Annotated in this window: 16 protein-coding genes; 14 read left to right on the top strand and 2 right to left on the bottom strand. The window is 68.3% G+C overall.

What is annotated here, in order from left to right:
• Positions 1-3: 3 nt before the first annotated feature.
• From N2652_07720 to N2652_07785, 14 genes are all read left to right on the top strand, one after another.
• Positions 4-1,233 (top strand): efflux RND transporter periplasmic adaptor subunit, encoded by a 1,230-nt coding sequence (locus tag N2652_07720; protein ID MCX7819076.1) that lies wholly within the window; start codon positions 4-6, stop codon positions 1,231-1,233.
• The gene (locus N2652_07725) at positions 1,230-1,916 is read left to right on the top strand and encodes an ABC transporter ATP-binding protein (GenBank protein ID MCX7819077.1); all 687 of its coding nucleotides are present in this window, start codon (positions 1,230-1,232) and stop codon (positions 1,914-1,916) included. The genes N2652_07720 and N2652_07725 overlap by 4 nt, the downstream gene beginning before the upstream one ends.
• Complete coding sequence (locus tag N2652_07730) at positions 1,913-3,073, top strand: ABC transporter permease (GenBank protein MCX7819078.1); 1,161 nt, start codon at positions 1,913-1,915, stop codon at positions 3,071-3,073. The genes N2652_07725 and N2652_07730 overlap by 4 nt, the downstream gene beginning before the upstream one ends.
• Positions 3,074-3,174: 101 nt before the next feature.
• Entirely contained in the window at positions 3,175-4,206 is a 1,032-nt protein-coding gene (locus N2652_07735) for a rod shape-determining protein (GenBank protein ID MCX7819079.1), read from the top strand.
• 76 nt (positions 4,207-4,282) lie between these two features.
• Positions 4,283-5,125, top strand: coding sequence for a rod shape-determining protein MreC (gene mreC / locus N2652_07740; GenBank protein MCX7819080.1), 843 nt, complete (start codon positions 4,283-4,285; stop codon positions 5,123-5,125).
• Positions 5,122-5,625 (top strand): rod shape-determining protein MreD, encoded by a 504-nt coding sequence (gene mreD / locus N2652_07745; GenBank protein ID MCX7819081.1) that lies wholly within the window; start codon positions 5,122-5,124, stop codon positions 5,623-5,625. The genes mreC and mreD overlap by 4 nt, the downstream gene beginning before the upstream one ends.
• The gene (gene mrdA, locus N2652_07750; protein ID MCX7819082.1) at positions 5,622-7,457 is read left to right on the top strand and encodes a penicillin-binding protein 2; all 1,836 of its coding nucleotides are present in this window, start codon (positions 5,622-5,624) and stop codon (positions 7,455-7,457) included. Before mreD ends, mrdA begins: the two co-directional genes overlap by 4 nt.
• The gene (rodA, locus tag N2652_07755; GenBank protein MCX7819083.1) at positions 7,454-8,563 is read left to right on the top strand and encodes a rod shape-determining protein RodA; all 1,110 of its coding nucleotides are present in this window, start codon (positions 7,454-7,456) and stop codon (positions 8,561-8,563) included. Before mrdA ends, rodA begins: the two co-directional genes overlap by 4 nt.
• Positions 8,564-8,576: 13 nt before the next feature.
• Positions 8,577-10,175 (top strand): Rne/Rng family ribonuclease, encoded by a 1,599-nt coding sequence (locus N2652_07760; protein MCX7819084.1) that lies wholly within the window; start codon positions 8,577-8,579, stop codon positions 10,173-10,175.
• A gap of 41 nt (positions 10,176-10,216) precedes the next feature.
• Positions 10,217-13,546 (top strand): beta-ketoacyl-ACP synthase 3, encoded by a 3,330-nt coding sequence (locus N2652_07765; protein MCX7819085.1) that lies wholly within the window; start codon positions 10,217-10,219, stop codon positions 13,544-13,546.
• Positions 13,547-13,794: 248 nt separating this feature from the next.
• On the top strand, positions 13,795-14,103 hold the full coding sequence (locus tag N2652_07770; protein ID MCX7819086.1) for a DUF2934 domain-containing protein: 309 nt from the start codon (positions 13,795-13,797) through the stop codon (positions 14,101-14,103).
• Positions 14,104-14,230: 127 nt separating this feature from the next.
• Positions 14,231-16,192, top strand: a complete 1,962-nt coding sequence (locus N2652_07775; protein MCX7819087.1) for a hypothetical protein — start codon at positions 14,231-14,233, stop codon at positions 16,190-16,192.
• A 170-nt stretch (positions 16,193-16,362) separates the two neighbouring features.
• Complete coding sequence (gene hpt / locus N2652_07780) at positions 16,363-16,959, top strand: hypoxanthine phosphoribosyltransferase (protein ID MCX7819088.1); 597 nt, start codon at positions 16,363-16,365, stop codon at positions 16,957-16,959.
• Positions 16,956-19,364 (top strand): hypothetical protein, encoded by a 2,409-nt coding sequence (locus tag N2652_07785; GenBank protein ID MCX7819089.1) that lies wholly within the window; start codon positions 16,956-16,958, stop codon positions 19,362-19,364. Before hpt ends, N2652_07785 begins: the two co-directional genes overlap by 4 nt.
• Before the next feature lie 124 nt (positions 19,365-19,488).
• Here N2652_07785 and N2652_07790 read toward each other — a convergent pair whose 3' ends face one another.
• Together N2652_07790 and eda are read right to left on the bottom strand one after the other, a co-directional pair.
• Positions 19,489-20,580, bottom strand: a complete 1,092-nt coding sequence (locus N2652_07790; protein ID MCX7819090.1) for a sugar kinase — start codon at positions 20,578-20,580, stop codon at positions 19,489-19,491.
• A gap of 18 nt (positions 20,581-20,598) precedes the next feature.
• Positions 20,599-21,234 carry a bifunctional 4-hydroxy-2-oxoglutarate aldolase/2-dehydro-3-deoxy-phosphogluconate aldolase gene (gene eda, locus N2652_07795; protein MCX7819091.1) on the bottom strand — a complete coding sequence of 212 codons (636 nt, stop codon included), beginning with the start codon at positions 21,232-21,234 and terminating at the stop codon, positions 20,599-20,601.
• Positions 21,235-21,236 lie beyond the last annotated feature (2 nt).

A 21,236-nucleotide genomic window follows, 5' to 3' on the forward strand; every position in this document is an offset into this window, starting at 1 on the left:
GCGATGGTGCGTCGCGTCATCTTTGGGGTGCTCGCGGCGGTGGCGGCCGTCAGCGGGCTGCGCCTGTGGTTGCGCCTGCCTGGCGCGGGCGCCTCCCGGCCGGCGCCCCTGGCGGACACCGCGACCGTCGCAGAGGAAAGGTTCGAACTCTGGGTGCCGTTGGAGGGGCGGCTGGCCGCCCGGCGCGTGGTTTCCATCGCATCACGTCTGCCCGGAGGTGCGACGATCGTCGAGCTGGTGCCGGACGGTGCGCGCGTGCGCGCCGGTGACCTGCTCGTAAAGTTCGACAGTTTTTCGGTCGAGGCCGACCTCGCACGGGCGGAGCGGGAATGTGCGGCCGCGGAGCGGGAACTGCGATTGTTGGAAACCGTCACGTTGCCGGCGGAGCTGCGCGAGACGGAGCTAGCGGTGGAACAGCTACGCGATGAGCTGGCGACGGCGACCCGCAACCGCGACGACACCGCCGAACTGGCGCGCGAACAGCTGGCGTCGGCCGGCGAGGTGGAGCGGGAAAACCGGCGGGTGGAGGCGCTTCGCCGTCAGCTTGTCCACGCGGAGTGGAAGCTGGCGCTGGCGCGCGACCACTCGCACCCACTGCGGCTGGCCGACGCACGCGACAAGCTCCGCGCACTGGAGTCCGAGCGAAACCGGCTTCGCGATCAGCTCGCGATGTGTACCGTCACCGCACCCTGCGACGGCGAGGTCGTTCACCTGCCGGTCACCGTCGGCACGGAGCTGCGCACCGTTCGCGTGGGCGACACCGTCTACCGCAACCAAGAATTTCTGTGCATCCCGGATCCCGCCGAATGGGTGGTGCGCTGCGAGGTGGCCGAGCCGGATCTTCCACGCGTGCGGCCGGGGCGCGCTGTGCGCGCAACGTTTCCCGCGTGGCCGGAGTTGACGCTGACCGGCGAGGTCGAGTCGGTGTCGGCGATGGCGCAGCCCGCGGCGGGCGCCGCGGGCCGCCGCGTGTTCCCGGCGATCATCCGGCTCGACGGCGGCCGGCCGGAGCTTCGCAGCGGGCTGAGCGTGCGCGTTGCAGTGCTGGCGGAGCTGCGCGAATGCGCCCGGGTCATCCCGCGCGCAGCGGTCCGCTGGGAACGCGGACAGCCCTACTGCCGGCTGGTCACCACGGGAGGGACGCGGCGGCAGCCGATCGTGCTGGGGCCGGCCGATGATGAACGCGCGGTGGTGCTGGACGGGCTCTCGCCGGGGGACCGCATCCTGTGGTGAGCGCCGCGGTGCTTCGCTGTGCGGGCGTCGCGAAATCGTTCGGTGCGGGCGAGCATCGCGTCACGGTGCTGCACGATCTCTCGTTTGAGGTGCACCGCGGCGAGATGGTCGCGATCGCGGGCCCGTCGGGCGCGGGTAAGACCACGCTGTTGCATCTGGCCGCGCTGCTCGACGTACCGGACCGTGGCGACATCGAGATTGAGGGGCGTCCCACGCGCCACTGCGCCGAGCGGGAGCGGGCAGCGCTGCGCGCCGGCCGCATCGGGATCATCTTTCAGCGATTTCATCTGCTCCCGCACCGCAGCGCCCTCGAGAACGTCGTGTTCCGATTCCGTTACACCGCGACGCCCTTGAGCGAGGCGCGCCGCCGGGCCGCCGAGCTGCTCGAACGCATCGGCCTAGCGCCGTCGGCGCGGACGCCCGCCCGGCTGCTGTCCGGAGGAGAAATGCAGCGCGTCGCGATCGCGCGCGCGCTGGTGCTGCGGCCCGCACTGCTGCTGGCCGACGAGCCGACCGGTAACCTCGACCCCGGCGCGGCCGCCCGCGTGATCGCGCTGCTGGACGAAGCGCGGCGCGACGGCGCCGCCGTGCTGCTGGCGACCCACAATCCCGGCTGGTTACCTCGTTGCGACCGCGTGATTCGGTTGCCGGAGAGCGCCGCACCGGACCGCGCACCGACATGAGCGCACTTGTTCGTTACCTCGTTGATCTCTTCGACGGGCTTCGAAGCCGGCCCGCGCGCGCGCTCGGCGAGGTTGTCGGGTTGGCCGTCGGCTGGATGTCGGTGACGGTGAGCCTTTCGATCGGCATGGAGCTGCGCACGCTGACCCGGCGGCTGGAACATGAATTTGGACTCGACGTTGCGGCGCTGCTGCTGGGTGGGGGCGCACAGGCGGATCGAGCCCTGCTGGAACAGTTTCGTGCCGCCTGTCGCGACGCGGTGTGGGCTGGCCTGGCGGTGCGGCCGGCCGAGGTGGACAGCAGCGCGTCCCCGGGCGCGCCGGCGATTGTGCTGGCGGACGAGGAGTTCTTCCGTCTCGGCGCCTGCGTGATGCGCGAGGGCCGCGCGTTCGACGCGGCGGATCTGGCGGCGCGGCAGCCCGTTGCGGTGCTGACCGAAGGGGCGAGCGCGGCGCTGGGGTGGCGTGTGCGCGAGGGCCGTCCGCTCCGAGACGGTCGCCTGTGGACCGCAGCGGGCATTGTGGCGGCGGATACGGGCCCGGCGGCGGCGGTCCTCCCGCCCGCGGCGGTGCTGCTGCCGTGGACGTCGTGGGCGGAGCCGGAGGAGGCGCAGCGGGTGGACCGGGTCGTGGTGCGCGCGCCCGATGCCGGACGGCTGGCTTGCGCCATCGCGCGGGCCACCCAGCTGCTCGACGAGCCCGATCGCGCCGGCTGGCCGCGCCTTTGGATCACCGCGGATCTCTTGCGGGAACGGGTCGCCCGCTGGCAGCGCGCCGCCGCGCTCGCCAGCGCCGCGCTGGGAGCATTGGCGCTGTTGTTGGGTGCGATCGCCATGGCCGGGCGGCTGGGCAGCGAGGTGCGGCATCGCACGCCGGAGATCGGAGTCCGGCGCGCGATCGGCGCCATGCCCGCTCACATCGCGGCGCTATTCATCGGGGAGGCGGTCGCACTGAACCTGCTCGCGGCGGTGGTCGGTGGGCTGCTTGCGATGGGGATCGCGGCGGCGGCCGGCGCGGCCGGCATCCGGTTGCCGCCCCCCGGCGCGGCCGCGATCGCGCTGGTCGGCGGCCTCAGCCTGCCGACCGCCGCGGTCGTGGCCTGGCTGCCGGCGCGGCGAGCCGCCCGCATCCCGCCTGCGGAAGCTCTCCGCGAGGAATAGCGCCGTGGGTTCGATGGTTCGGTCCGGCGCCAAGCGGCTTGACGCTCTGCGCCCCATCGCCCAAAGTCAGGTTCAACACCGGGCAACCGGAACCAGCGATCATGCTCAGTCGAATTTTAGGTTTGTTCTCATCGGATATCGGCATTGATTTGGGCACGGCCAACACCCTGGTCTTCGTGAAGGATCGGGGCATCGTGCTGCGGGAGCCCTCGGTGGTGGCCATCCAGGCGGGGACCAACCGGGTGTTGGCAGTGGGTGACGAAGCCAAGCGCATGTTGGGCCGCACGCCCGGCAGCATCGTCGCGATCCGGCCGTTGAAGGCGGGGGTGATCGCCGATTTTGAGATCACCGAGGCGATGCTCCGGTATTTCATCCGGAAGGTTCACGGGCGCCGCAAATGGGTGCGCCCGCGGGTGATCGTCGCGGTTCCTAGCGGAATTACGGAGGTGGAGAAGCGCGCCGTGAAAGACTCGGCCACCCATGCCGGCGCGCGCGAAGTCTACCTGATTGAAGAGCCGATGGCGGCGGCGATCGGAGTGGGGCTCCCGGTGCAGGAGCCCGCCGGGAACATGATCGTGGATATCGGCGGCGGCACGACTGAGGTCGCGCTGATCTCGCTGGCTGGGATCGTGTTCAGTCGCAGCGTCCGAGTCGGCGGAGACGAAATGGACGAGGCGATCGTCCAGTACATGAAGCGGGTCTACAACCTGATGATCGGCGAGCGCACCGCGGAGGAAATCAAGATCCGGATCGGCTCCGCCTACGCGCTGGAAGAGGAAATGACCATGGAGGTGAAGGGCCGCGACCTGATCGCGGGCCTCCCGAAGACGCTCACGATCACCTCGCAGGAAATCCGCGAGGCGCTGCAGGAACCGGTGACCACCATCGTGGAGGCGGTGCGCACCGCGCTGGAACGCTGCCCGCCCGAGCTGGCCGCGGACCTGGTGGATCGTGGCATCGTGCTGGCTGGTGGTGGGTCGCTGTTGCGCGGCATTGACAAGCTCATCGCCGAGCAAACCGGCCTGCCGGTTCACCGCGCGGACGATCCGATGAGCGCGGTCGCCGAGGGGACCGGTGTGGTACTGAACGAGCTGAACATCCTGCGCAAGGTCGCCCGCTCCGAGGCTGTCTGAGCCCGCCTCCTCTCCGCCGCCCGGCCGCCCGCACCGCCGCGCTGAAAAGCGGTGATGCTCCGCGGTACGAGGCGACATGGTGCGACGTGGCGGATTTCTGATTTGGATTGTGCTGCTGGCGGCGCTGCTGGCGATCGTGAACCTTCCGATGCCGGCCGCCCGCGCGGTGAAGGCGGGCGTCCGCGAGTTCCTTGCGCCGCTCCACGCGCTGATCGCCCGCACGTCGGTGCACCTGCGGGAATCGCTGAGCGCAATCCGCGGCATCGGCGGCCTTGCGGCGGAAAACCGGGCGCTGCAGGAGGAGATGCTGCGGCTGCGCCTCGAGATGCGCGCGCTGCAGGCGGCCGCCGCCGAGAACGCGGAGCTGCGCGAACTGGTGGGGTTCCGCCAGCGCGCCGGTCACCGCCTCGTCGCCGCGGAAGTGATCGCGCGGGAAAGCAGCGGCTGGTGGCAGTCGTTACGGCTCGATCGCGGCCGTCGCGACGGTCTGCGGCCGGATCTGCCGGTCGTCACGCCAGATGGCATCGTCGGCCGAATCCTGGATGTTTCCGACCACACCGCAGACGTGCTGCTGATCAGCGACCCGAGTTGCCGCGTTTCGGTGCGACTGCCGCGCACCGATTCCCACGGCGTTCTGCGCGGCACCGGCATGCGATGGGACGGCCAGATCGTCTGCCGCGTGGACTTCCTTCATCCCCGCCACACGATCCGCCCGGGCGACGAGGTGGTGACGTCCGGTCTGGGCGGCGTATTTCCTCCGAACCTGCCCGTGGGCACGGTGCTGTCCGCTCAGCGGGACGCCTCCGGCCTCTATCGCCAAGCGGAGGTGCTGCCCCGCGCGGACCTCGGGCGAATCCGGCGCGCATTCGTCCTGACCGACGGTTCCTCACCGCCGGCGAAGGAGGGACGACACCCGTGAGCACGGCCGGCGCCTTGCTCTTGCTGTTTGCGGGCGGTGTGCTGCAGGCGGTGATGCCCGCGCCGGCGATGGCCGGCCAAACGCCCATCCCGCTGCTCGTCGCGCTCGTCGTGCACTACGCGCTCACTCGACGCCGACCGTTCGCCTTGGCGGTCGCGGTCGCCGCCGGGCTGGTGCAGGACGCGCTCGGCCTCGTCCCGCTGGGCGTCTCCTCCGCCGCCTTCGCGGTGGTCGCGTTGCTGGCCGGACGCTACCGGGAAGAGGTGTTCGAGTTTCGCACCGCCACGCACGTCGCGATCGGCGCAATTGCAGCCCCCGCGGCGACGCTGCTGACTGCACTGCTGCTCGCCGCGCTGGGCCAGCTTTCCGTCGGGAGCCTCCAAGTGCTGTTGAAACTGGCCGGTGCGGCAGTGCTTGGCGCGTTCGTCACGCCGGTCGTCGCGGAATCGGCCGCGCGGTTCGAGCGTCACATCGGCGCATCACCGGAGGGTCGGCGATGACGCGTGCGCGGCGGCCGCTGGACTGGGAACTGGCGCGGATCCGCGCACTGCTGGTGCTCGCGCTGTTGGCACTCGGCACGATCGAGGTCGCGCTGTGGCGGCTGCAGGTCAGCCGCGGCCAGAACTATCGGCGCGACCTCGCCCGACAGAGCGTGCGACGAGTCCGCGTCCCCGGCCCCCGCGGCTGCATCTACGACCGTCACGGCCGACTGCTCGCCGACAACCGACCCTCCTATGGGTTGGTCTTGTACCTGGAGGAGCTGCGCCCCCGCCGACGCGGTGAGCCGCTCATTCCGCGGATCCTCGGAACACTGGACGAGGTCGCCGCGGTGATCGGCCTGCCGCCCCAGGTGGACACGAACGATCTGCGCGCCCACATCCGGCGCCGCCTCCCGCTGCCACTGCCGGCCTGGCGCGATTTACCCGAGGCCGCGATCGCGCGCTGGGCGGAGATGGGTGGCCGGATCGGCGGTGCGGACTTGAGTGTCGAGCCTGTCCGCGTCTACCCCGCCGGCACCAACGCCTGCCACGTGATCGGCTACGTCAGCCGCGCCGACCTCAGCACGCTTGAGGAAGAGCCGTACCACTACCACCTTTCTGACATGGCGGGTGCCGCCGGTATCGAAAAGGTATACGACTCGTTGCTGCGCGGCCGCGCAGGCGTTCGACTGGTCCGGGTGGACGCGGCCGGCTACCGCTATCAGGATCTCGGCGGCACCGAACCGGTGCCCGGCGCTGACCTCCGGCTGACGCTCGACCTCGATCTGCAAGCGGCCGCCGAGTCCGCGTTGGGCGAGCACCACGGCGCGCTCGTGGCACTCGATCCGTCCGATGGCGCGATCCTCGCGATGGCCAGCCGGCCGGCTTACGACCCCGGCTCGTTCGTGCCCGCGATTTCCGAGGCCGATTGGGAGCGGCTGCAACAGGATCCGGCGCGGCCGCTGTTCAACCGCGCGGTCGCCGCTGCCTACGCGCCCGGCAGCACGTTCAAACCCATCGTCGCGATCGCAGCACTGCAACACGGACGGATCTCCCCCGCCACCGTCTTCCGTTGTTCCGGTGCGCTCACGCTCGGCAATGCGCGGTTCCGTTGTTGGGACACGCTCGGCCATGGCGCGCTGGACCTCGCCGGAGCGATCCGCTACTCCTGCAACGTCTATTTCTTTCACGCGGGCCTCGCGACTGGGCCGGATGCGATCGCCACCACCGCCCGGGCTGTCGGTCTCGGTCGGCCCACGGAGGTGGACCTCGATCAGGAGGCGGCAGGCCTGGTTCCGGATCCAGCCTGGAAGCGCCGCGCCTGGCGTGACGCCTGGCGTGACGGCGATACCTGCAACCTTTCCATCGGACAGGGGCCGATCACCGCAACGCCGCTGCAGATGGCGGTCGTTGCGGCTGCGCTCGCGAACGGTGGTCATCGGGTGACGCCGCATCTGCTGCTCGCGGTGCGACCGGCCGGCACCGACGAGTTCCAGCCCTCGCCGGTGCGCCCGCGGCAATCGCTGGGCTGGCCGGCGGGCGCGCTGGAGGCGGTGCGGCGCGGCATGCGCGACGTGGTGATGGCGGAGGATGGAACCGGTCGCCGCATGCGCGTCGCGGGCATGGAGCTGGCGGGAAAAACGGGCACCGCGGAGTACGGTCCCAAACGCGAGGGTCGTAAGCGCGGGTGGATGATTGCGTTCGGGCCGCTGCCCCGGCCGTCCCTGGCGGTGGCGATGGTGGTGGAGGACGCCGTCAGTGGCGGCACGACGGTGGCCCCGCGTCTGCAGCAGTTCTTTGCCGCGGCGCTCGCGCGTTCGGCGCCCCCAAACCGGAACGGAGGGCCGCAGTGAGATCGCTGCCGCTCCAACGCGCCCTTCGCCGTTGCGATCCGCTGCTGGCCGGCGCCGCACTCGGCCTGGTCGTGATGGGGGTGCTGTTCATCTACAGCGCCGGTCGGCAAAGCCCCACGCTCGCGCTGCTGTGGCGACGCCAGCTAGGTTGGGCGGTGGCGGCGATGGCGGCGTTCGTCGCGGTGCTCTCCGCCGGCTACCGGCGGATCCTCGCCTCCGCAACGGCGCTCTACGCTATCGCGGTCGCCGTGCTGGTGCTGACGTTGCTGTTCGGCGTCAAAATCAACGGCGCCCGGTGCTGGCTCAACCTGTTCGGCGTGCAGCTGCAGCCCTCCGAGTTCGCGAAGATCGCAACGATTCTGCTCACCGCCCGGATGCTGGCGCGGCCCGACCTGCGCGCGGACCGCTGGTCTTCACTGCTGCAGGTCGGCGCGGTCGCCGGGCTGCCGTTCGCGCTGATCGTCCTGCAACCAGACCTCGGAACCGCCGCGGTGTTGCTGCCGGTCACGCTCGCGATGCTACTGGTCGCCGGCATGCGCGCCCGCCAGCTGGCCGTTCTCACCGCGCTGGGACTGCTGACACTGCCCGCCGCATGGTTCGTGCTCGACGAGTACCAGCGCGAGCGCATCCGCGTGTTCCTGGATCCCTGGCGCGACCCGCTCGGTTCCGGCTGGAACAAGATCCAGTCCGAGCTCGCGATCGGCTCCGGCGGTCTCTGGGGCAAGGGGTGGCTGGCGGGCACACAGAACACACTCGGCTACCTGCCACGGCCCGTCGCGCCGACAGATTTCATCTTCTCGGTGGTGGCGGAGGAGACCGGGTTCGTCGGCTCCTCGCTGCTGATCCTGCTGTTCGCAGTGCTGATCGTGCGCGGCTTTGCCGCCGCCGCGGAGGCGCCAGACCGCGAGGGCATGCTGCTGGCCACCGGCCTGACCGCGCTGGTGTTCACGCATGCGTTCATCAATCTCGCGATGACGATCGGCCTGTTGCCGATCACTGGCCTGCCGTTGCCGCTGGTCAGCTACGGGGGCTCGTTCCTGCTGGCGATCGGCATCGCGTTGGGCCTGATTCAGAGCGTGCGCGCACAGCGCGCCATCCGCGAATGATCCCGGAGGACCCATGATCCGCAAACTCCTACAGGCGATGTTCGGGCGAAAGCCCGTAAAGAATCAGATCATCATCAACGCCGAACGGCTCGAGACCCGCGTCGCGGTGCTGCAAAACGGCGAACTCACCGACTTCTTCGTCGAACGCCGCACCGACGAGCGCATCGTCGGCAGCGTGTTCAAGGGCCGCATCCAGAACCTCGAGGACAGCCTCCAGGCTGCGTTCATTGACATCGGTCTGAAAAAGAACGCGTTCATCCATTACTGGGACATGATCCCTGAAGACTCGCTGCGCCTGGAGGCCGCCGAGGGGAGCGACAGCGAGACATCCACCCCGCAACGGCGCAACCAGCAGCTGGCTGCCGAGATCCGGCAGCGGTTTCCGATCGGCTCGGAGATCGTCGTGCAGGTGACGAAAGGCCCGATCGGCACGAAAGGCCCGCGCGTATCCGCGAACCTGAGCATCGCCGGACGCTACCTCGTGATGCTGCCCGGATCCTCGCTGAAAGGGGTGTCGCGGCGCATCGAACAGCGGGAGGAACGAGAACGGCTGAAGAAGATCCTCGCCCGACTGCCGGTGCCAGAGGGGGTCGGCATCATCGTGCGCACCGCCGGGCTCGGCACTCGGCCGACCGCGTTCGCGAGGGATCTCCGCTCGCTGCTCGAGATCTGGCGGCAGATCGAGACCGGCATTCGCACTTGCCCGGCGCCCTGCCGGCTCTACCAGGAACCCGACCTCATCGAGCGCACCATCCGCGACGCGCTCACCGAGGACATTGACCGCATCGTGGTGGATTCCCGCGAGGAATACGAACGGATCAAATCTCTGATCGCCCGCATCTCACGGCGCGCGCGCGGCACGCTGAAACTGTACGAGGGGGAGGCACCGATTTTCGACTACTATGACATCGAACGAAAGATCGAGAACTCGCTGCGGCGCAAGGTGTGGCTGCCCAGCGGCGGTTACATCGTCATTGATGAAACCGAAGCGATGGTGGCGATTGATGTGAACACCGGCCGCTTCAAGGGCGGCAAGAGCCAGGACGAATCCATCCTCCAGGTGAACCTCGAGGCGGCAGAGGAGATCGCCCGCCAGCTGCGGATGCGCAACGTCGGCGGATTGGTCGTGATCGATTTCATCGACATGAAGTCCCGCAAGGACCAGCAGCAGGTCTACCGCCGCATGCGGGAGTGTCTGCGCAACGACCGCGCCCGCACCAACGTGCTGCCGATTTCGCCGCTGGGCCTGATGGAGATGACCCGGCAACGCAGCGACGAAAGTATCCGCGAGACCGCATCGGTGAACTGCCCGTACTGCGGCGGTCGTGGCCGGGTGAAATCCACGCTGACGATGAGTGTCGAGATCCAGCGGCGCGCCGCCGGTGTACTGCGACGGCTCCGGCAGCAGGGTCGGACCGCGGAGCTGCGCATCCGGGTCAATCCCGCGGTGCTGGAACGGTTGCGGCGCGAGGACGAGGCAGCCCTGGTGGAACTGGAGGAACGTCTTGGCGGTCGGCTCGGGTTCGTGGCGGATCCCGCGCTGCACGTCGAGGACTTCGTGATTCAGGACGCTGCGACGGGTGAAGAGCTGTTTACCACCCGAGAAACCTGAACTGGTCACACGACCGGCGGCCACGTATGCTGGAGGTTCTGATGGCCACTGACGATCTCACTTGCTGGATCCAGCTCTACCGGCACATGGTGTGCGCGCGGCGCATCGAAGCGCTCGCCGCGGACCTCGCCCGGCGGGGGGAAATTTCGTTTCACCTCGGCGGCGACGGCCACGAGGGCACCGCAGTGCTCGCGCCAATGCTCGGTCCGCAGGACTGGTTGCACCCTCACTACCGCGACCTCGCACTGTTGCTGGCCCGCGGTGTGCCGCCGGCGGAGTTCATTCATGCGTTGTTCGGCAGCTCGCAGGCGTCCAGCGCCGGCCGCGACATGCCCGCCTTCCATTCGGACCCCGCGCTCCACGTGCTGCCGATGCCGACATTCGTCGGCAATAACGCGCTGCCCGCGGTCGGCGTGGCCGCGGAAATTGTGGACCGTCCCGACCGTCCCATCGTCTACTGCGGCCTCGGGGATGGCGGCTCCCAGCAGGGGGAGGTGCTCGAAGCGATCGCGGAGGCGGTACGGCGCCGCTTGCCAGTGCTGTTTCTTGTCGAAGACAACGGGTATGCGCTCTCCACCCGCACCGCCGGCGCAACGTGGTACGATCGGCCGGATGGACCGGCATCCGAGTTTCACGGCATCCCGATCGTCCGCGCCGACGCGCGCGACCCGGTCGCGTTGGAGCGGACGCTGCGGCCTCTCATCGCGTCGCTCCGGCAAGACCGGCAACCGCAGATCGTCATCGCACGATGCGAACGGCTGATCAGTCACTCCAATTCCGATGATCAGACGGTCTACCGGGATGAGGAAGACATTCGCCGGGCGCGCGCCTCAGGCGATCCGATCGCGTCGCTGCGGGAACACCTCACCCGAGCGGGCGTTTCAGAAGCCCGTCTGGCCGCAGAAGAGCAAGCGGTGGCCGCGGAGCTCGCCGCTGCGGTTGACGAAGCGCGTGCGGCGCCGCCCCCCGCCCCGGCGCCCGCCCGCCATCCGCGAGCCGATCTGCCGCGTGTGCCGCCCATCGAAGTACGCGGCGAGGGTCCCCCGACGCAGTCGATGCTCGAGGCGTTGCGCGACACGCTCGCAGAGCTGCTCGCCGCGCATCCGGAAGTTTCGCTGTACGGCCAGGACATCGAGGATCCAAAAGGGGACGTCTTTGGAGTCACCCGCGGTTTGTCGACCCGATTCCCCGGCCGCGTGCGCAACTCGCCGCTGGCGGAAAGCACGATTGTCGGTACCGCGGTCGGGCGTGCGCTCGCCGGCGGCCGGCCCATCGTCTTCCTTCAGTTCGCGGACTTCTTTCCGGTCGCCTACAACCAGCTCGTCGCAGAACTGGCGGCGATCGAGTGGCGCACCGGTGGCCGTTACCGCGTGCCGGTAATCGTTCTGGCGGTTGCCGGAGGGTATCGGGCGGGGCTGGGGCCGTACCACGCACAGAGCCCGGAAGCACCGCTGGCCGCAATGCCCGGACTGGATGTGCTGATGCCCTCCACCGCCGCCGACGCGGCCGGTCTGCTGCGCGCCGCGTTCGATGAGGCGCGGCCGACCGTGCTGCTCTACCCCAAGGCATTGCTGAACGACCGCCAACGGGGTGCTCCCGCAGACGTTCGTGCCTACGTGCCGGTGGGCCGGGCACGAAGGGTCCGGGGGGGAAACGATCTCACACTCGTCGGCTGGGGCAACACCGTGCCGCTGTGCGAGGAGGCCGCCGCGGCGCTCGCCGACGCCGGCGTCCAGACCGAGGTGCTGGATTTGCGCTCACTGGTTCCGTGGGACCGCGAGATGGTCCTGGCCAGCGCCCGCCGCACCGGTCGGCTGATCGTCGTCCATGAGGCCCCCCCCGTCTGCGGTCTGGGTGCCGAAATCCTCGCGACGGTTGCCGAACACTCGGGGACCCCGGTGGCAATGGCGCGAATCACCGGCCCCGACTCACTGCCCCCCTTCCACGAGCAGCTCCACCGTTCCGTGTTGCCGTCTTTGCGACGGATTCTAGAAGTCGCCGCTCCGATGCTTGGCCTTGAACTTTCGTGGGAACGCCCGCACGCGGATCCGCCGGGCCGGCTGACTGTCGCGGCCACGGGATCGAGCCCTTCAGATGAAAACATCCGCATCGTTCGCCTGCACGTACGGCCGGGCGATCGCGTGAACGCGGGCCAGATTCTCGCGTCGGTGGAGGCGGACAAGGCCCCGCACGAGATCGCGGCGCCGGCGGAGGGCACGGTGGACGAGGTGCTCGCGTCGGAAGGAGACGTGCTCCGGGCCGGCCAACCGTTCCTACGGCTGCGGGATGTGCCCGCGACCGCCTCCACAGCTGCGCGCGGCGTCGTCGAAGTCCCGAGGCTGCGACGCCGAACCGGTCCCGCGGCCGCCGTGCACCCAGTGCGGCCGCCCGCGGGCGAGTCGCCCGTCATCCTTGCCGCGATCTGCCACGCGAACGGCTCGCGCGAGGTGACCAATGAGGAGCTCGTCGCGCGTCTGCCGGGCTGGAGCCCCGCCGACATTGTTCAGCGCACCGGCATCGCTCGGCGGTACTGGATCGGCCCCGGCGAAAACGCGCTGACGCTTGCGGTTGCCGCCTGCCGCCGTCTCTTCGAACAATTGAACATTTCCATCGCCGACGTGGATGCCATCATCTGCAGCACCGGCACGCCGCTCTCCACCACCCCCTCTCTCGCCTGCCGCATCCTGCGCGAGCTGAGCGCGAAGGGGACTTCCGCGGAGATTCAGGCTCACGACATCAACGCCGCCTGCACTGGCTACCTCTACGCGCTGCAACAGGTCTGGGACCTTCTGCAAATCCGGCCCGAGGCCCGCGTGTTGCTGGTCACCGCGGAGACGCTGTCGCCCATGCTCAATGCCGCCGATCCGAACACCCTGTTCCTGTTTGGCGATGCGGCCACCGCCTCACTGGTCTCCCGCCTCCCCTACCCCGGCCAAATGAATCTGCGTGTGCACCGCCCGGTGCTTTCCGCGATGGGCGAAGATGAGCGGGTGCTGTACGTGCCGGCAATGAATAGCGGCGAACACATCCAGATGGACGGCAAACGCGTCTTCCGCGTCGCGGTGCGCAAAATGATCGAAATGCTCGAGCGCGCGTGCGCGGAACAGGGCATCCGCGTGCAGGACCTGTCAATGATCGTGCCCCACCAGGCCAACGAACGCATCATCGAAGCGATCCAGAAGGCAATCGGCTTCCCCACCGAGAAGGTCTTCTTCTACATCCGCGACCACGGCAACACGTCTTCCAACACGATTCCGCTGGCGCTTGAGGCCCTGATCCCCGGCCGGCCAGCAGGCGAACGTATCGGATTGACCGCCTTCGGGGGCGGCTTCACGTTTGGCGCCGCTGTGCTCGAGCTGCTTGGCCCTTGAGAACTTCTTCCGCCCGCCAGCCCGCACGCCCTCCATCTGCAACAGCATTTCATCCCCCCAGCGATAACAGCTCTTACGATTGACCATTATGTAGTTGTAAAAGTCCGATGGACGGCGGACCGAAGTCGCCGACCGTTCTTGACTTGTCGCCATCTCAAGTTAGAATGAGCCCGTGGTCTCGCGGAGATGTGAGACCAGTAGATCCGATAACCGCAGGACGCGGCCAGCCGTAAGAGAAGGGATTTGTCATGACCACGAAGAAAGCGGCAACACCAAAGGTATCGAAGAAAAAGGCGGCAGCCGCCGCAACGGAAGCGACGAGCCCCACGCCACCGCCACGGCCCGCAGAGTCGTCCTCAGCGGCCCCTGCGAGTGCGGCGTTGACGCCCTCCGCTCCGGTCACAACCAAGGTCTCGAAAGAAGAGCGTCACCGCATGATCGCGGAGGCCGCCTATTACATCTCTCTGCGCCGCGGGCCTTCGAGCGACCCGATGAAGAACTGGCTCGAGGCTGAGGCGCAAATTGACGCGCAACTGAAGCGGGACGGCCGCCTCTGAAGACCAGCCCTAGGGCCAGCCAGTTGTTCTGATCACACTTGGGCTCCCCTCCCGGGAGCGCGGAGTGTTGTTTGCCACCCGGCTTGGCGGGCCGCCGCATCGCAATTAGACTGCCGGCGCCGGCTCCATGCCCTTGAATCGAGGCAGATCTGCGATGCGCCACTTCGACCTGACGCTCGGCACGCTGAGGGGTTGTCGACCACCGGCGGCGCGGGCGGCGATGACGGCATTGGTGCTGGCCTGCCGTCTGATGCCGGCGCAAGCGGCGGCTGTTGAGTCCCTCTCCGATCCCCGACACATCGCAAACGGCCGGCCGATCTTCAGTCTAGGCTATGCCGATCAGGCCTATGTGGTGCGGACTGACGACGGAGCCTGGCTGTGTGCGGTCACCACCGGCACGGGCCACGAGGGTGACCGGGGACAGACGATCATCGCAATGCGCAGCACCGACCGTGGTCGCACCTGGTCACCACCCGTTTTCCTTGAACCAACCAACGGACCTGAAGCCAGTTACGCGGTGCTTCTGAAAGTGCCCTCCGGGCGAATCTACTGCTTTTACAACCATAACACCGACAACGTACGCGAAGTGAAGCGGGAAGACGGCGGCGTGTTTCAACGCGTAGATTCGCTCGGCCACTACGTGTTCCGTTTCACCGATGATCACGGCCGGAGCTGGTCGCCACGTCGCTATGAAGTGCCGGTCCGAGAGTTCGAGTGCGATCGAAACAATGTGTACGGCGGCCGCATCCGTTTTTTCTGGAACGTCGGCCGCCCCCTCATCCTGCGCGACGAGGCGATTCTGGTACTGCACAAGGTGGGCGCGATGGGCGCCGGTTTCTTTGCGCAGTCGGAGGGAGCGTTTCTGGCCAGCCGCACCCTGTTGACTGAGCGCGATCCTGAGAACATCCGGTTCGAGACCCGCCCCGTTGGGGATGTCGGGCTGCGCGCACCTGGGGGTGGAGGACGGGTCGCCGAAGAACAGTCCATCGCCGCATTGAGCGACGGCTCCCTTGTGTGCGTGTACCGCACGATTGACGGCTGGCCCGCCTGCGCCTACAGCCGCGATGCCGGCCGAACCTGGACTCCGCCGGACTACCTCAGGTGGCGGCCCGGCGGTGCGCGGGTGAAGCACCCTCGCGCTGCGAACTTCATCTGGCGATGCTCGAATGGCATGTTCCTCTACTGGTTCCATAATCACGGGGGACGGTTCATCGGCGAGCTCGGGGCGGCCGGCCGGGCCGGCCGCAGTCCCTACGACGACCGAAACCCCGCCTGGTGCATGGCCGGACGGGAAGTGAGCACGCCGGACGGTCTGCGCCTCGAATGGTCGCAGCCTGAGATTCTCCTGTACGACGACGACCCTTTCATCCGCCTCAGCTATCCGGACCTCATCGAGGAGGAGGATGGCGCCATGTACATCACCGAGTCGCAAAAGACCCTTGCCCGCGTCCATGAAATTCCGCCCGGGCTGCTGCATGGCCTTTTCGCCCAGTTCACCAACAGCCTGATCGCCACCAACGGCCTCGCGCTCACGCTACCGCCGAATGGCGCGGCCATGCCCCCGGAGTTTAGGATGCCGCGCCTGCCAGAACTCATCCGGCGGTCCCCTCAGCCCCCCTACCCCGGGCTCCGCCAACGCACCGGGTTTTCTCTGGAAATCGCGGTGGAGCCGGCCGCCACATCTGCCGACATCCTCTTGTTCGACACTTGGACCCCCGACGGCCGCGGTCTGCAACTGCGAAGGACAGACGACAACGCACTCGAACTGCTCCTCGGTGATGGACGGCAAACGTGCAGCTGGCGCACCTGCCGCGGCGCGGCCGCGGCCGACCGACCCGTCCACGTCGTCGCCACTGTGGACGGTGGGCCCAACATTGTGATGTTCGTCGTCAATGGCGTCCTGGACGACGGCGGCGACGAGCGGCAATTCGGTTGGGGCCGTTTCAGCCCCACCCTTCGCGAGGCCAACGGAGCCGAGCAGGCCCGAATCGGTCCGTCAGTCCGCCTTGTCCGCGTCTATCGGCGGGCGCTGAGCACCAGCGAGGCGGTCGGCAACTGGCGGGCGTGGATGCTCACCCGCCGCCGCTGATCACTTGCCCGGCAGAGTGGAGCTTGCCGGCACCGCCCTCCGCCCCCGCCCGTGTGCGGGCTCGGAGGATTATTCGGTGAGGGTCTTTGGCGTCGGTGAGGCTCGCACCGCTTTCCGGCGTCAACGCGCTCCGCTATTCTGCCGCCGTCCATCCCAGGCGGATACCAATCATGCGACCGCATCACATTCAACGCGTGCTGTTCCCGGCCGAGGCGATCGCGCGCCGTGTCGCAGAACTCGCCGGTGAAATCGCCCAAACGACGCCCGGCCCCGAGCTGTGCGTAATCGGCATCCTGCGCGGTAGCTTCGTGTTTCTGGCCGATCTGATCCGCTGCTTTCATCATCACCGGCTCCGCCCGCGCCTCGACTTCACGCTGCTGCAGAGCTACGGCGGCCAAACCTGCTCCTCCGGTGAGATCCGCGTGTTGCGCGACTTTGACTTGGATGTTCGCGGGCGGGACACGCTTATCGTCGATGACATCCTGGACACCGGCCGCACGCTCGCGTTTGCGGCCGGGCGCGCACGGGAGCGCGGCGCCGCGCGCGTGCGCACTTGCGTGTTACTCGACAAGCCCGCGCGCCGCGTGGTGCCGATCCGCGCGGATTTCGTCGCGTTCACCTGTCCCGATGAGTTCGTTGTCGGCTACGGCCTCGACTACGACTCCCTCTATCGCGATCTGCCCTGGATCGCGGCGGTCACCTTCACCGACGACATGTCCCCCGCTGACCGGGCGCGCGTCGGCACACAACCGGAGTCGCAGAGATGAAACCACACCGCGGTCCGCTGCTCAGCGCGATGCTCGCGCTTACCGCCGCCGCGGCCGGCAATGACACGATTTGTATCTCCGGCATCCGGCCGCATCTGGCGGTCTTCAACCCCTATGGCGAATGCGGCATCGGAGCGGTCGTGCCTTGGGCCGGCCGCCTGTGGTGGATCACCTACCCGCCCCACTACCGCACCGGCAGCGAAGACGGCCTCTACTCGACCGACGAATCGTTCCGGCTTGTCCGCCACCCGGAAAGCGTCGGTGGCACTCATGCCGCCCGGCTGATCCACCGCGAATCCCGCCAGTTGTTCCTCGGCCCTTATGCGATCGATGCCACGGGCCGTGTGCGCGCAATCGATGTGAAAGCAGTCCCCGGCCGTTACACCGCGTGGGCGCGCCACCTGACCGATCCAGAAAACCGTCTGCTGCTGTTCGACATGGAAGGCCCGATCTGGGAGGTCAACGTCCATACCCTCGAAGCCCGCAAGCTCTTCGAGAAACCCGTGCCCGGCTGGCACGGCAAAGGAGCGTGGACCGGCCAGGGACGGTTCATCATTGCCAATAACGGCGAACACGCGGCGGGGCGGACACCGCGCAGCGACGAGTTCCTTTGCCCGCTGCCGCCGCCCAGCCCCGAAGACGCGGGCGCACTCGCCGAGTGGGACGGCACCAACTGGCGCCTCATTGCCCGCCGTCAGTTCTGCGAGGTCGCCGGCCCCGGCGGTCTGCATGGCGCCACCGGCGCCGGGGAACCCGTCTGGGCCACCGGTTGGGACCGCCGTTCGGTGCTGCTCTATCTACTGGACCAAGGCCGCTGGTCCTGTTTTCGGCTCCCCAAAGGCTCCTTCACCTATGACCCCCGACACGGCTGGTTTACGGAGTGGCCGCGCATCCGGGAAATCGGCCGCGGTCGGTGGATGATGACGATGCACGGTCAGATGTTTGACTTTCCCCCCACCTTCTGCAGCCGGCGCACCGCGGGCCTGCGACCGATCGCGACTCACCTGCGCTACATTCCCGACTTCTGTGAGTGGAATGGCCGCCTCGTGCTGGCGTCGGACGACTGCTCGGTAATGCAGAATCCGCTCGCCGGAAAGTCGCAATCCAACCTTTGGATCGGTTCGCCCGAAGATCTTCCCAGCTTTGGACCGCCGATAGGCTGGGGCGGCGTCTGGCTGGGCGACGCGGTGAAGGGCGGCGCTCCCTCCGACCCCTATCTCTTCGCGGGTTACCGCCGCCGTTGTGCTCACCTCGCCCACAACGCGGGCGTCGCGGTGGGCTTCCGTTTCGAAGTGGATGTGGACGGCGACGGCCGCTGGGTGCAGCTGACCAACGTGGTGGTCAGCGCCGGCGGCTACGCGTGGCTGACGTTTCCGGCGGACGCACCGGGCGAATGGATCCGCGTCATCGCCGACCGCGATCTGACGGCGGGCTCCGTGTATTTTCATTATTTGCCAGATCGTCCGCATGCGCCCGACGAGCGCCGCTTCGCCGCGCTCGCTCCCGCAACCACGGCCGGGCGGCAGACGCCATGGTGCCGTGCGATCCTTCGCCCCGGTGACGGCGTTTTACACGTTCTGGCGGAAACCATAGAGGCCGATGGGCGTATCGCTCGCACCGACACGCTGGAGGTCCACGCGGATCTGTCGGTCCGGCCCAGCAGCGATCCGGCGGCCCGACGGCTGCTGGAGACCACCAATGCGATTCGGCCCGACTTCGCGACCGACGCGGCATCGGTGATCGTGACCGACGCGGCCGGCCGCCGTTGGAGGCTTCCGCGCGGACCGGCAGCGCCGGACCGGTTCGCGCCAGACTCGCTCCGCGGTGTGCGCGAGTGCGTGTCCGAGCGTTATCTGGCCAATTTCGCAGGTATTCTCTACGAGATTCCCCGCACGGACACGAAAGCCACCCCCAACTACCGCGAAATGAAACCGATCGCCGCTCATGGGTATGCGATCAGTGACTTTTGCACCTGGCGCGGCCTGATGGTGCTGGCCGGCTGTCGCACCGACCCTCCCCCGGACGGCCACGTGCTCCATGACGCACGGACCGGATTGGTTCTCTGGCTCGGTCAGATCGACGAGCTCTGGAAACTCGGCAAGCCCGTCGGGCGCGGAGGACCCTGGCACGAAACCGCCGTGCAGGCAGGTGTCGCCTCCGACCCGTATCTGATGACGGGCTTCGACCGCAAGACACTGACGATCCGCCACGCGGCCGGCGCACCGGTGCGCGTCCGGATCGAGGTGGATTATTCCAACCGCGACTTCTGGAAACTCTACCGAGAGCTCATCGTGCCGCCGGGGTCGGCTCACACGCACGAATTTCCGGCGGACTTCAGTGCCCACTGGGTTCGCCTCGTTTCGGACACGGACTGCACGATGACCGCGACGTTCGAGTACCGATGATTGAGCGACGCGGCGGCCGCGCAGGTGGCAAACCGCTCACGGCAAGAGTTCGCGCGGCCTCGTTGACTGGATGACGTGGGACTGTCGCCGGCGGTGGTTGCGCGTGGCCGCGCCGGCCCGGAAATCACCGCTGCACGCGGCCGGTGCCACTGCCCTTCATCAGCGCCTCCACCTCCGCGCGGCTGACGAGGTTGTAATCGCCCGGAATGGAATGCGCCAGACAAGAGGCGGCGACCGCAAATTCTGCTGCTGTGGTGGCGTCGGACAGCTCCGGCGTTCGCAATGCGAAAATGAGTGCCGCGCCAAACGCATCCCCACCGCCGATGCGGTCCACGATGTCACGGATCTCGTAGGGCGCATATCGGCCCGCGCGCATCGGGGCGAACACCGCTGCATCCCTCTCGGCCGAATAGAGCATTGCGCCCCAGTTGTTGTGATCCGCCGAGATGCTTTCCCGCAGCGTGATCGCCACCCATCGGAGGTTTGGAAACTGCCGGACGATCTCACGGGCAACCTCTGGATACCGCTCCACCGCGAGCCGACCGGCCTCCGCATCGGTCCCTGCGGCGCGGACGCGAAGCACATCCGCGGCGTCCTCCTCGTTTGCGATGAGCAGGTCCACCATCGGCAACAGCTCGCGCATCGTGCGCTCCGCCAGATCGCGCGGGGCGATACCCGGCTCCCACCGCCACAGCTTCTTGCGAAAGTTGAGATCGCAGGAAACGGTCAGACCGCGTCGTTTCGCCTCCCGCATCGCGCCGCCAGCGGCTTCCGCCGCCGCCCGCGAAATCGCAGCAGTAATGCCGGTGGTGTGCAGCCAGTCCGCCTCCGCAAAGGCGCCCGCCCAGTCGTAGGCGTCGGCCGGTGTGACCGCCAGCGCCGAGTGGTCCCGGTCGTAGATGACGACGCTCGGCCGCTGGTTGGCGCCGGTTTCTGCAAAATACAGTCCGAGCCGTCCGCGATCCGTGCGCACGATCCAGCGCGTTTCCACCCCGAGCCCTCGCAGCTGTCGCACGCACGCCTCCGCGATGGGGTGGGTTGGCAGCGCGGTCACGAATGCGGCCCGCGCGCCCAGACAGGCCAGACCCGCGGCGACGTTGGCCTCGGCCCCGCCGAACGACCACTGCACCGGACCCGGAAGCGCCTGAGCCCAGCGTGTGACGCCGGGGGGAGAGAGGCGCCCCATCACCTCGCCGAATGTAACGACATATTTCACCCTTGCGATCCCCCGCGATCAGCGCTGCGGCGCCGGCCCGCGACCCGTGCCGTTCGCCTGGGCCTGCCGCGTTTGCACCACCGCGGTGCGCGCCGCTTCCGCCAGCGCGCGAATTGCGGCCCAGTCGCCGTTGCGGATCGCATCCCGCGGCGCGAGCCAGGATCCGCCCACCGCCAGCACCAACGGCTCGGCCAGCCATTGGGCCACATTTCCCTGTGTCAGCCCGCCAAGCGGCACAAACCTCACCCCCAGATGCTGATAGGGTGCGGCAATCGCCCGGAGGTATGCGATGCCGCCCAGCGGCTCCGCCGGAAACAGCTTCAACACCTGGCAGCCATGTTCCAGCGCGCGCTCGATGTCGGAGGGCGTCGCGACACCTGGCGCAAATGGGAGACCCGAGCGCGCGGCCGCTTCCAACACACGCGGATTCGTGCCGGGCGAGACGCCGAACGCCGCGCCCGCCGAACGCGCCGCCTCGACCTGGTCAGGCGTCAGGATCGTGCCGACTCCCGCGAGCATTTCGGGCACTTCGGCGCGAATGCGCCGCAACGCATCGAGCGCCGCAGGTGTCCGCAGTGTGAGTTCCATCGCCCCCACACCGCCCTCCATCAGTGCGCGCGCGAGCGGCGGGCCGTGTCTGTCTCTTATACACATCT

The organism is Kiritimatiellia bacterium (assembly GCA_026417735.1).
GTDB lineage: Bacteria > Verrucomicrobiota > Kiritimatiellia > PWTM01 > PWTM01 > CAACVY01.